General features: G+C 72.6%; 10 protein-coding genes. 7 read left to right on the forward strand and 3 right to left on the reverse strand.

The features are described from left to right. The first annotated feature begins 38 nt into the window (after positions 1-38). The 3 genes from ACFWRT_RS06660 (at position 39) to ACFWRT_RS06670 (ending at position 2,271) form a co-directional block, all read left to right on the forward strand. The gene (locus tag ACFWRT_RS06660) at positions 39-398 is read left to right on the forward strand and encodes a hypothetical protein (RefSeq protein WP_380953067.1); all 360 of its coding nucleotides are present in this window, start codon (positions 39-41) and stop codon (positions 396-398) included. 150 nt (positions 399-548) lie between these two features. Further along, a complete protein-coding gene (locus tag ACFWRT_RS06665) occupies positions 549-1,346 on the forward strand; it encodes a D-Ala-D-Ala carboxypeptidase family metallohydrolase (protein ID WP_380953068.1) in 798 nt (265 codons plus the stop codon). Between the two features lie 250 nt (positions 1,347-1,596). Next, a complete protein-coding gene (locus ACFWRT_RS06670; RefSeq protein ID WP_380953069.1) occupies positions 1,597-2,271 on the forward strand; it encodes a hypothetical protein in 675 nt (224 codons plus the stop codon). Between the two features lie 344 nt (positions 2,272-2,615). Here the strand turns inward: ACFWRT_RS06670 and ACFWRT_RS06675 are convergent, their stop codons facing one another. Then, positions 2,616-3,284: a GOLPH3/VPS74 family protein gene (locus ACFWRT_RS06675; protein ID WP_380953070.1), complete on the reverse strand. Its 669-nt coding sequence runs from the start codon at positions 3,282-3,284 to the stop codon at positions 2,616-2,618. Between the two features lie 339 nt (positions 3,285-3,623). On the opposite strand from ACFWRT_RS06675, the gene ACFWRT_RS06680 reads away from it, so the two are divergent. The 3 genes from ACFWRT_RS06680 to ACFWRT_RS06690 all read left to right on the forward strand — a co-directional run bounded on the left by ACFWRT_RS06680 (position 3,624) and on the right by ACFWRT_RS06690 (position 6,346). After that, entirely contained in the window at positions 3,624-4,619 is a 996-nt protein-coding gene (locus ACFWRT_RS06680) for a glycoside hydrolase family 6 protein (protein ID WP_380953071.1), read from the forward strand. A gap of 114 nt (positions 4,620-4,733) precedes the next feature. Further along, a complete protein-coding gene (locus tag ACFWRT_RS06685) occupies positions 4,734-5,141 on the forward strand; it encodes a YciI family protein (RefSeq protein WP_380953072.1) in 408 nt (135 codons plus the stop codon). A 62-nt stretch (positions 5,142-5,203) separates the two neighbouring features. Then, complete coding sequence (locus tag ACFWRT_RS06690) at positions 5,204-6,346, forward strand: RNA polymerase sigma factor (protein ID WP_380953090.1); 1,143 nt, start codon at positions 5,204-5,206, stop codon at positions 6,344-6,346. Between the two features lie 4 nt (positions 6,347-6,350). Here the strand turns inward: ACFWRT_RS06690 and ACFWRT_RS06695 are convergent, their stop codons facing one another. Both ACFWRT_RS06695 and ACFWRT_RS06700 read right to left on the reverse strand, forming a co-directional pair. After that, positions 6,351-7,844, reverse strand: coding sequence for a DUF6056 family protein (locus ACFWRT_RS06695; protein ID WP_380953073.1), 1,494 nt, complete (start codon positions 7,842-7,844; stop codon positions 6,351-6,353). Beyond that, positions 7,841-9,385: a glycosyltransferase gene (locus ACFWRT_RS06700; RefSeq protein ID WP_380953074.1), complete on the reverse strand. Its 1,545-nt coding sequence runs from the start codon at positions 9,383-9,385 to the stop codon at positions 7,841-7,843. The genes ACFWRT_RS06695 and ACFWRT_RS06700 overlap by 4 nt, the downstream gene beginning before the upstream one ends. Before the next feature lie 314 nt (positions 9,386-9,699). On the opposite strand from ACFWRT_RS06700, the gene ACFWRT_RS06705 reads away from it, so the two are divergent. Further along, positions 9,700-11,871: a TPM domain-containing protein gene (locus tag ACFWRT_RS06705; protein ID WP_380953091.1), complete on the forward strand. Its 2,172-nt coding sequence runs from the start codon at positions 9,700-9,702 to the stop codon at positions 11,869-11,871. Positions 11,872-11,875: the final 4 nt, after the last annotated feature.

Genomic DNA, 11,875 nt, shown 5'->3' on the forward strand with positions numbered 1-11,875 from the left:
CGGATGCCTGGACCGAGGCACGGGGAAGGCTGTCCCGATTGCTCAGCCGAGGCTCCGGGGACGACGACGCGAGTGCGACGGCACTCCGTGACCTGGATGCCTCCAGCGCCGAGCTGGCCGCGGCCCGGGCGGACGGGGACGACGGGCTGGTCGGGGACGTGGAGGCGCACTGGCGGGTCCGGCTACGGCGTCTGCTGGCGGAGAACCCGGACGCGGCGGCCGAACTACGCTCCCTGCTCGTCGAGTTGGACCAGCCCCGGAGGGGGGACCGGCGTGGCCTGGTGCACAACGAGGTCTCGGGCGGGCGGCAGAACACCGTGGTCCAGGGACGTGACTTCTCCCGGCTGACGTTCGGAGGGGGCGACGGCCCCTCAGCGAACGACGTGGCAGGTTCCTGACAGTTCGCTGACGCCGCGCCGCCTCCGTACCCCCGCGCATCCCGCCGTCGTGCACAAAGTTGTCATGCACTTGACGAATGGGCGGGTCGCACAACAGGCTCGGAACCCCCCGCTCCCATGGACAGCCTGACGACGAAGAGGTGCACTCTCATGCGATCACGCCCCATCGGATTCCTGCTCGCGACGCTCGCGGGCGCGACGCTCGCACTCGGCGGCCTCTCCCCCGCCTCCGCGTCCCCCGACGCCGCCCCCCACACCGCCACCACGGCTCGCGCAGCCACCGCCTCCGGCGACTTCGGAACGGCCGACGCCTGCTACACCTGGAGCGGCACGCTCCGCGAGGGCTCCAGCGGCGAGGCCGTACGCCAGCTCCAGATCCGCGTCTCGGGCTACCCGGGCACCGGAAACCAGATCGGCATCGACGGGGCGTTCGGCCCGGCGACCAAGGCGGCCGTGTCGCGCTTCCAGGCGGCGTACGGGCTGGCCGCCGACGGCATCGCGGGCCCCGCGACCTTCAACAAGATCTACCAGCTCCAGGACGACGACTGCACCCCGGTCAACTTCACCTACGCCGAGCTGAACCGCTGCAACTCCGACTGGTCCGGCGGCAAGGTCAGCGCCGCCACCGCGCGCGCCAACGCCCTGGTGACCATGTGGAAGCTCCAGGCCATGCGGCACGCCATGGGCGACCGGCCCATCACCGTCAACGGCGGTTTCCGCAGCGTCTCCTGCAACAGCGCGGTCGGCGGCGCCGCCAACAGCCGCCACCTGTACGGGCACGCGGCCGACCTCGGCGCCGGGCCGCAGGGCTTCTGCGCCCTCGCCCAGGCGGCGCGCAACCACGGCTTCACCGAGATCCTCGGCCCGGGCTACCCGGGCCACAACGACCACACCCACGTCGCCGGCGGCAGCGGCCGCTTCTGGTCCGCGCCCAGTTGCGGCATCTGACGCCCCACCCGGTCCGCGGATGCACCCCCGGATGCAGGACCCGGTGGAGCAGCACAGCCCCGTGGCATATTCCCGCCGTGACTTCGGCTGGAACTCGATTGATTCCCCTGACGATCACTCATAAGTTTGCCCGAATCCCACGTGCAAAATCTGCATGTGGCAGGGGGGTAAAATGAGAATCAACGGGAAACTCTTCGGAATCATAGCTTCCGGGGCACTTTGTCTGACACTTCTCCCGGCCGGGACCGCAATGGCGAGCGAGCCCGGTGACGCAGAAGTGCTCGCCGCTCTCAAGCGCATCGCCAACGGCACCTGGAGCAACGCGGACGCCGAACTCATCGGCTCGATCCCTGCAATCGCAGCCGTCACGGAGGACCCGCGGGTCGCCCCCGAAGTCGTGACGCAAGAGCTCGAATTCGAGATCAACCCCCTGGGGAAGCCGGTCATGCCGAACGGCGAGGAGGTCCCGCAGGACATCCTCGACCAGTTCGCTCCGTCACCTTCGGCCGACGCCTCCCTGCACGACGCCGTCACAACCCCGGCCGAGGACGAGACGGGGGGCCTCACGACGCGGGCGAGCGGCAAGTGGAAGGACACCCACGTCACGCACACCCACCGGAGCTACACCGGCGGAATCATCTACAAGTACCACCACTACGCCCGGTTCAACTATTCGGGCGGAAAGGTGCGTGCATGGGGAAATCGCTGGGACGACGTGACCAACATTTCCGCCGGAATCAAAGTCGGCGGCCGCATCGTCAACCAGAAGAGCGGCGTCCCCGCCTCCTCGGCCACTTCCTACATGAAACGAGGACTCGACCACTGCATCATCAACTTCGGCTGCTACACCACGACCTACCCCTGGGTCAAGACCAAAGTGCACGGCAACGGCAAGACCGGTTTCAGCAGCGGTGTGTCAGGGTGATGGATGACCGCGACAGCTGAATCGGGAGCATGAAATGGCGTCTTTGGTGTGGAAGTTGGCTTTGGTTCTCGTATGTTCCGTAGCCGTTCTCATGGCATTCGGGTCACGATTCGCCCTGCTTGAGCTTTCCGTCTGGTTCATCCTCACCGTTGCAGCGGTCACGTTGGTGGTCCGCTCGCACCTGAAGCGGCGCCAGACGAACCTCACCTGACACGGGCACGCCACATCGGGCCCTGGTGGGCCGTACGGACCAGCCGTACGGCCCACCTTGTGCTCCACGGCCCGGGTCCGTCACCCCGCGCGCAGCAGCAAGGGCAACCAGTGGTGCGGCGAGCTCCCGTGGCCTAGCCGGTCACGGCGGCCGTGGTCCCCGCCGAGACCGCCGCCACGGTCCGCAGCACGGCGGAGTTGACCGCCTCCGCGCCCCAGCTCGCCCGCTCCAGCTCCTTCGCCCGGTGGTAGACCTTGCCGGACCACGGAACGGTGCGGTGCAGGTTCGGCAGGGACCCGCTCGCGGACAGCAGGCCGATCAGCGAAGCCGTACGGGCATCGGGCTCCGCACCGTCGATCAGGACGGCCCGGACCTGCTCCAGGAGCGCCTTCTTGTGCGCGGTGTCCGCGATCGTGTGCGACGTCGTACGGAAGAGGCCCAGCGTCTTCTTCGTCTCCCGGCGCAGCGTGCCCCGCTCCACGAGCCGGTCGAACACGGGCTCGCGCAGCCCGGTGCCGATCTCGATCAGGAGCGTCTGGACGCCTCGTACCTTCTCGGAGACCTTCTTGTACGCGTCGCGCAGCAGCGGGTCCTCCGGCGGCCGGCCGACGACGGCGTGCACCCGGATGCCGGCCAGCCCCTGGTCCCCCTCATCGACCCGGACATGACCGGCGAGCCCCAGCTCCACCAGGACCGCGCCGCCCTGCGTGTAGTAGAGCGTGCCCGCCGTCGGGATCGCGCCGGAGGCGTCGTCCATCAGCAGCAGGGTCAGGTCTTCGACGATCAGCGTCTCGCTCGGCATGTCTCTTCCCACCGTCGGATAGGGGCCGGGGCCTTTCGGCCACGCTATCCACGGCGGGGCGCAGCGGCGCGGTGCGAGCTGTCACCGGCGTCGATGACAGATGTCATGACGAGGACCGGGGAACGAGGGCAACGGCTCACGCACGCGGCGTGCCCGACTCATTGACAGCGAGGTGTCCCCCTGCCACCGTCTCGACTGACGGCGGCAGTTCCCGGACCCGGACCCCCCAAGGGGCCCCAGGGCCCACCGCGCGCATCCCCACCCACCCCACCCCGCGCCTCCCTCCCCCACCGCTCGGCCGCCGCACTATGGGAGCGCTCCCAGAGAAGGGCCGCACTCGTGAGACGACTTCTTCGTACGCTCGCCGCCTCCGCCTTCGCCTGTCTGCTCCTGCCGCTCAGCGCCAGCCCGGGCAACGCCACCACCACCGCCACCGCCGTCCAGGCCGACCCCATCGGCATGACCAGCGGCTTCTACACCGACCCCTCCTCCGGCCCCGCCGCCTGGGCCGCCGCCAACCCCGGTGACGGGCGGGCCGCCGCCATCCGGGACAACATCGCATCGCGGCCCATGGCCCGCTGGTTCGGCGCCTGGAGCGGGGACATCGGGGCCGCCGTCGGCTCGTACGTGGGCGCCGCCGACGCCGCCGACAAGCTCCCCGTGCTCATCGCGTACAACATCCCCGGCCGCGACGCCTGCGGCGGGCACTCCGGCGGCGGCGCGGGCACCCCGGCCGCGTACCAGTCCTGGATCTCCGCCTTCGCCTCGGCCATCGGCTCACGCCCCGCGCTCGTGGTGATCGAGCCCGATTCGCTCGGCGACTTCAGTTGCCTCAGCCAGGCCCAGATCAACGAGCGGAACGGGATGCTCCGGGGTGCCCTGGCCCAGTTCCGCGACCGCGCGCCCAACACCTGGACCTACCTGGACGCCGGGAACCCGGCCTGGATCGGCGCGGCCACCATGGCCAAGCACCTCGACGGCGCCGGGGCCCGCGAGGCGCACGGCTTCTCGCTGAACATCTCGAACTACTTCACCACCGGCGAGAACACCTCGTACGGCAACGCCATCAGGTCGGCCCTCTCCGCCTCCTACGGCTACACGAAGCCGTACGTCGTCGACACCAGCCGCAACGGCAACGGGTCCAACGGCCAGTGGTGCAACCCGGGCGGGCGCCGGATCGGAGCCGCAAGCCAGACGGGCGGCGGTGGCGGCGCCGAGATGCTGCTGTGGCTGAAGACGCCCGGGGAGTCCGACGGCAACTGCGGGGTCGGCGGCGGGTCGGCGGCCGGGCAGTTCCTGCCGGAGGTGGCGTACAAGATGATCTTCGGGTACTGAGCGCCCGTGCGGGACGCGGAAAAAACTTCCGGCGACCATGTCGAGAACCCGCGTCCCGCTCCGTCTCCCCCGTGAACGCGACCACAATGGGTCGCCCCGCACGAGGAGAATCCCATGGCCAAGTACCTGATGCTCAAGCACTACCGCGGCGCCCCCGAGGCCGTCAACGACGTCCCCATGGACCGCTGGACGCCGGAAGAGGTCTCGGCGCACATCCAGTACATGAACGACTTCGCCGCCCGGCTGGAGCAGAGCGGGGAGTTCGTCGAGGGGCAGGCGCTCGCGCCCGAGGGGGCGTGGGTCCGGTACGACGGGGAGGGGCGGCCGCCGGTCACCGACGGGCCGTTCGCCGAGACCAAGGACCTGATCGCCGGGTGGATGATCATCGACGTGGACTCGTACGAGCGCGCCGTCGAGCTGGCCGGTGAGCTGTCGGCCGCCCCGGGCGCGGGCGGCAGGCCGATCCACGAGTGGCTGGAGCTCCGCCCGTTCCTCACCGCGCCGCCCACCATCGCGGAGTGACGTCACCGATGCCGATGCCCATGCCGGTGGAGTCGGAGGGGCCGATGCAGCCGATGGAGCCGATGGACGAGCTGCTGCTCCGGAGCATCGTCCCGGGCGTGCTCGGGGTCCTCGTCCGCCGCGGAGCCGACTTCGCGGCGGCCGAGGACGCCGTGCAGGAGGCACTGATCGAGGCGGTCCGGGTGTGGCCCGACGGTCCGCCGCGCGACCCGAAGGCGTGGCTGGTCACCGTGGCGTGGCGGCGGTTCCTCGACGCGACCCGGGCCGATGCCGCCCGCCGCCGGCGTGAGGAGCTCGTCGGGGAGGAGCCGGGGCCCGGGCCCGCGCCCGGCAGCGACGACACCCTCCAGCTCTACTTCCTCTGCGCCCACCCCTCCCTGACGCCCTCGTCCGCCGTCGCGCTCACCCTGCGCGCGATCGGCGGGCTCACCACCCGCCAGATCGCGCAGGCCTACCTGGTGCCCGAGGCGACCATGGCGCAGCGGATCAGCCGGGCCAAGCGCACGGTCTCCGGCGTGCCGTTCGACCGGCCCGGCGATGTCTCCACCGTGCTGCGGGTCCTCTACCTGGTCTTCAACGAGGGCTACTCCGGCGATCTCGACCTCGCCGCCGAGGCCATCCGGCTCACCCGGCAGCTCGCGGCCGCCATCGACCACCCCGAGGTGGCGGGGCTCCTCGCCCTCATGCTGCTCCACCACGCCCGGCGCGCCGCCCGTACCGCGCCCGACGGCAGCCTCGTACCGCTCGCCGAGCAGGACCGGGGGCGGTGGGACACCACCGCGATCGCCGAGGGGGTCCGGATCCTCCAGGCGGCCCTCGCCCGGGACCGGCTCGGCGAGTACCAGGCCCAGGCCGCCGTCGCCGCGCTCCACGCCGACGCGCCGACCGCCTCGGAGACCGACTGGGTGCAGATCGTCGAGTGGTACGACGAGCTCGCCCGGCTGACCGACAGCCCGGTCGTCCGGCTCAACCGCGCGGTGGCCGTCGGTGAGGCGGACGGGCCGCGCGCCGGGCTCGCCGCCCTCGCCGAGCTGGACGGCGCGCTGCCCCGGTACGCGGCGGTGGCGGCGTACCTCCACGAGCGCGACGGCGACCTGGAGCGGGCGGCGCGGCTCTACGCCGAGGCCGCCCGCACAGCCCCGAACCTCGCCGAACGCGACCACCTGACCCGCCGGGCGGCCCGGCTCAACTCCCGTGACACGTAAGCGATCAGGGCGTCCGCGCCCCGTCCGTCACCCGCTCCAGCCCGTAGAAGTCCGCCACGCATCCGCCCGGCCAGTAGCTGGTGCCCGCCTTGCCGAACGGCTCCAGCATGCCGCTGACGACGAGCCGTTCGTACGGCATCACCCGCTCGCCGTCCGCCGCCCCCTCCCGCAGCCGCCGGTCCTGCGCGTCCCACTTCTCCGCCCGCACCCGCATGGTGGTGTCCAGGTTGAGCAGGGATACGGCCGGGCCGGCGCAGACCAGGACGCAGAGCACGGCGCACACGGCCTTCGCCGGGGCCGTACGCCGTACGCGCTGCCGCACCGCGAGGCCCAGGAGCGCCCCGGCCGCGACGAGGAGGAGCACGTACAGCAGGAGGTAGTCGTTCCAGAGCCGGTTGGCGCTCGGGTCGCTCACCCGGTCCTGGAACACCGGATAGGCGATCACCGTGCACAGGTAGCCGGAGAGCAGCAGGGTCAGCAGGCCGGTCCAGGCGAGCAGCGGCCAGTGGGCGGGAGGGCGGGGCGTACGGCCGTCCCGGCGGTCGGCGAGCAGGCCCAGCAGGACGCCGACCGCGAGCGCGCCGACGTACTGCCAGGTCGTCACCGTCTGGACGGTGATCTCCGCGAAGTTCCGCAGGGAGGCGGCGAGCGAGTCGGGGGCGAGCAGCGACGTGGTCTCCGCCCCGAACCGTTCGCGGCGGCGGACCGAGCCGGGTGAGGTGATCAGGACGAGTCCACCCGCCGACGTTCCGGCCAGCCCCGCAACGCACCAACGGCGGGCGAACGCCCTCGTGGAGGCCGGGATGAGACGGCCGCTCAGGAGCAGTGCGGCCAGCAGCACCAGCACCAGCACGATCGCCGTCTCCTCCGAGAGGGTGGCGACGAAGGCGCCCGCGAGCAGCGCGACGACGAGGGCGGCCGCCCTGCCCCGGCGCGTACGAGCGAGGAGCAGCGGGATCAGGGCGGCGCAGGCCAGGACCGGGGGCAGGGTGTGCGAGACGGAGGCGGCGGGCCAGTAGAACGTCTTGTACGTGTTCGGCGTGACGAACAGGAACAGCGCGGCCACCATCGCCGCCAGCAGCAGGGGCAGGCCGCGCGGCACGGTGACGCCGCCCCGGCGCAGCGCGAGGACGGTGACCGTCCACAGGACCGCCAGGATCAGAGCCCCGCTCACTGCCGGGAACCACTGGTGTCCGGCGACCTGGAACTTCGCGTAGGCGCCGACCAGCAGCGCGTTGGCGACGCGCCCGTTGTCGTCGAAGTAGAACTTTCCGACCAGGCCCGTGATGCCGTCGTCCCGGACGACCGGGAGGAAGCACCAGTCGTCGGCGCCGGGCCGCACCCAGCGGCCGAACCAGGACGCGGCGGCGAGCAGGGCCAGGAGCGGGAGCGCGAGGGCGGTGAGCCAGAGAGGGGTTTTCGGGCGGGTGCGGGGTGGGGGTGGCTCGGGGTGCGGGTCGGTGTTCGGTGTCGTCGTGCCGCCGGCCTCCTCCGTCATCGCTTCTCGCCTGTCCTCGGTGCGAGCGGCCGGTCCGTCATCGGGCGGGCGGCCAGCGGATGTTGTGGCTCCGCGCGGCCCGTGACGGCGGTCCCGGGGACCTCCGCGATCTCCGTGCGGCGGCCCGACATGATCGCCCAGCGCGCCAGCAGGAACGAGAGCGGCGTGACGATGATCCCGGCCGCCAGCGCGGCGAGGTTCTTGTCCATGCCGAGAACGGTGACCGCACCGTAGAGCAGTGCTCCGGAGGCCACCAGATTGGCCAGGCTGGAGACGGGATAGCGGACGAACCCGCGCCAGGTCGGCCGCGTCCGGCAGGTGACGTACGAGTTGAGCAGGAACGAGCAGACGATGCTGACCGCGTAGCCGAGGACATGGGCCACGAGGTAGGGGATCCAGCGGTTCAGCGACGCGTAGACGCCCAGGTAGACGGCGGTGTTGACGCAGCCGATGAGGACGAAGCTGCCGAACTGGCGTGCCGTACGGGACCGGGTGCCGGGCCTCCCCTGAGCGGCAGGGCCGTCCGGGTCCCCGAGGGCCGGTTGCCCGATGGCCCGCGGACCGGTGAGCGGTTCCCCGAGGGCCGGCGGCTCGGTCGGCGGCCGGGTCCGGCAGGTCGCGTCGGTCTCCCGCACCACATAGGGCGGGCGGTGTTTCGCCTCGTGGTAGATGCGGCCCACGTACTCACCGATGACGCCGAGGGTGACGAGCTGGATGCCGCTGAGCGCGACGACGGCGGTGAGGAGGGTCGCGTACCCCGGGGTGTCCGCACCGTGCAGGACGACGGTGACCACCGTCCACAGCGCGTACGCCAGGGCGGAGACGAAGACCCAGAAGCCGGTGTAGATGGCGAGGCGGAGGGGACGGTTGTTGAAGGAGAGGAGCCCGTCGATGCCGTAGTTCAGCAGCCGCCTGCTCCCCCACTTCGACCGGCCGGCCACCCGCTCGCTGTTGCGGTAGCGGAAGCTGACGGTGTCGAAGCCGATCCAGGAGAAGATCCCCTTGGAGAAGCGGTTGCTCTCGGGTAGCGACAGGACGCTCTCCACCGCCCGCCGCGACAGCAGCCGGAAGTCGCCCGAGCCGTCGATCAGCTCGACGTCCATGCACCGCCGCACCAGGGCGTAGTACGTGTGGCTGAGCGTCGAGCGCACCACGCCCTCGCCCGCCCGGTCGCGGCGCGGGATGACCTGGTCGTAGCCGTGCCGGTGCAGCTCCAGCATGCGGGGGATCAGCTCGGGCGGGTGCTGGAGGTCGGCGTCCATGATGACCACCGCCGCGCCGCGCGACATGCGCAGACCGGCGAGCATCGCGGCCTCCTTGCCGAAGTTGCGGCTGAAGGCGGTGTAGTGGACGCGCTCGTCGCGCAGGGCGAGGGCGGCGAGGAGCCGGCGGGTGGCGTCGCCGCTGCCGTCGTCCACGTAGCAGATCTCGAAGGGGGTGCCGGTGGATTCGAGGACGGCGAGCAGGGCGGCGTGGAAGGTGTCGAGCACCTCGGCCTCGTTGAAGCACGGCACGACGACGGAGAGCTGAAGGCCGTTCATGGGGATCCTCCGGACTTCGCTTCGGCGGCCGGCCACCTGCAATACATGGGCGCTTTTTGTACGCTTTTCTCTAGATTTGCCCATACGGCGAGGGAGACCAGGCCTTCCCGGTCCGGACGCGCGGGCCGCCCCGCCCTTTCATCCGAACAGCGCAGACCGCCCGAGGGCCGCCGCCGGGACCGCCGCTGAGGCCGCCGCCGGGGCCGTCGCCGGGACCGCCGCTGAGGCCGTCGCCGAGGCCGCCGCCGGGGCCGTCGAAGCTCCGGTCGCGTGGCCCGGAAGCCGGACATAGCCTCACGAACGTGACGCCATCCGTGGACCGTATCCGGAGCTCCGCACCCGGCAGGGCCCAGCTCACCGGCCTGCTCAACGGCCTACTCAACGGCCTGTTCGCCACGCTCGTCGCCGTGGGCTGGCTCGCCGGGCCCGCGGCGGTGGACGCCCGCGCGGAGGACCCGGTGGAGCTCTCCCGGGACGGCCAGATCACCGACCGGGTCGGCGCGCTCCAGGACCGGGCGGACGCGGTGGAGGACGCCCTCGACCGGCTCTACGCGGAGCGGCGCCTCCAGCTCTTCGTGGTGTACGTACGCGATTTCTCCGGGCGCTCCGGGCAGACCTGGAGCGACGAGACCGCCGACCGCAACGGCCTCGGCCAGGACGACGTGCTGCTCTCCGTCGCCACCCACGACCGGCAGTACGCCTACTCCGTGGACGCCGGCTCCGAGCTCACCGACCAGCAACTGCGCGAGGTGGCGTCCACCGCCATCGAGCCCGCGCTGCGGGGACACGACTGGGCGGGGGCGGCGATCGGGGCGGCGGACGGGTACGTCTCCGTCCTGGACGGGCGCCCGGTGACCGCTCCGGCCATCACCCCGGGCCCGGCCGACCCCGGCTCCGGCGCCTCGGGCCCCTCCTCCGGTGCGGGTGACTTCCTCCTGCCGGTGGTGGTCGTCGGGGGCGCGGGGGCGCTCGCCGTGTTCGCGTTCACCCGGCGCAAGCGGCGCTCCACGACCCGCTTCACCCCGGCCGCGACCGGCTGGGGGCGGCCGGCGGAGGCGGGAAGTGCGCCGGTGCCGCTGGAGGAACTGGACGCGCGGACGAAGCAGGTGCTGGTGGACACCGACGACGCGGTCCGCACCAGCGAGGAGGAACTCGGCTTCGCGACGGCCCAGTTCGGCGAGGAGGCGGCGAAACCATTCACCAAGGCGCTCGCACGGGCCAAGGACGAGCTGACCCGGTCGTTCCGATTGCGCCAGCAGCTCGACGACGCCTTCCCCGAGGACGACGCGACCCGCCGCCGGATGCTGGAGGAGATTCTCACCCGGTGCACGGCCGCCGACGAGGGGCTCGACGCGGTGGCGGAGGACTTCGACCGGCTGCGCGCCCTGGAACGCGACGCTCCGGAGGCCCTGGCCACCCTGGAGCCCACGTTCGCCACGCTCACCGGACGCGTCTCGGGGGCGGAGGCGACGGTCGCGGGGATGCGCGAGCGGTACGGGGACGGGGCCGCCGCCCCCGTCGCGGGCGACCTCGACCAGGCGAAGGACCGGCTCGCCTTCGCCGGCTCCGCCCTGGACCAGGCCCGGCAGGCGGTGGAGACCGCCGACCACGCGCGGGCCGCCGTCCACATCCGGGCCGCCGAGGGCGCGGTCGGCCAGGCGGGCACGCTGATCGACGCGGTGGACCGGCGCGCGGCCGAGGTGGCCGAGGCGGCCGGGAAGCTGCCCACGGCCCTCACCGAGACGGACACCGACCTCGCCGACGCGCGCGGCCTCCTCGAAGGCACCGCGCCCGCCACCTCCACCGCCGACCTCCGGGGCCGGATCGCCCGCGCGGAGGCCGTACTCACCGACGTACGGGAGGCGATGGCGGCAGGCCCGTACGACCCGGTCGACGCGCTGCGCCGGGTGGAGGAGGCCGACGCGGCCCTGGACGAGGCGCTCGCCGGGGCCCGGGAGCAGGAGGCGGGCGGCCGGCGGGCCCGCTCGCTCCTCGACCAGGCGGTGCTCACCGCCCGCTCCGCGATCGCGGCGGCGGCCGACTACATCACCACCCACCGGGGAGCGGTCGGCGCCCCGGCCCGCACCCGCCTGGCGGAGGCCCAGCGGCGGTGGGAGCAGGCCGGGCAGTCGGCCGAACGCGATCCGCAGGCCGCCCTGGCCGAGGCCCAGCAGGCGGACGCACTGGCCCGGCAGGCACGGAGCCTGGCCGAGCAGGACGTACGGGGCTTCCAGGGGCCGGGCGGCCCGGGAGGCTTCGGCGGGGGCGGCGGAACGCGGGGCGGCGGGGGCATGGGCGGGGCGGTCCTCGGCGGGATCATCCTCGGCGGGCTGTTCGGGGGCGGGGGCGGCCGGGGCGGACCGGGCGGCGGCTTCGGCGGGGGGTTCGGGGGCGGAGGCGGGCACTCCGGAGGGTTCGGCGGCGGCCCCGGCAGTTTCGGCGGGGGCGGCACACGGGGGCGCCGGGGCGGTGGCGGCCGCTTCTGAACGA

The sequence above is a fragment of the Streptomyces cyaneofuscatus genome, assembly GCF_042718795.1.
GTDB lineage: Bacteria > Actinomycetota > Actinomycetes > Streptomycetales > Streptomycetaceae > Streptomyces > Streptomyces cyaneofuscatus_A.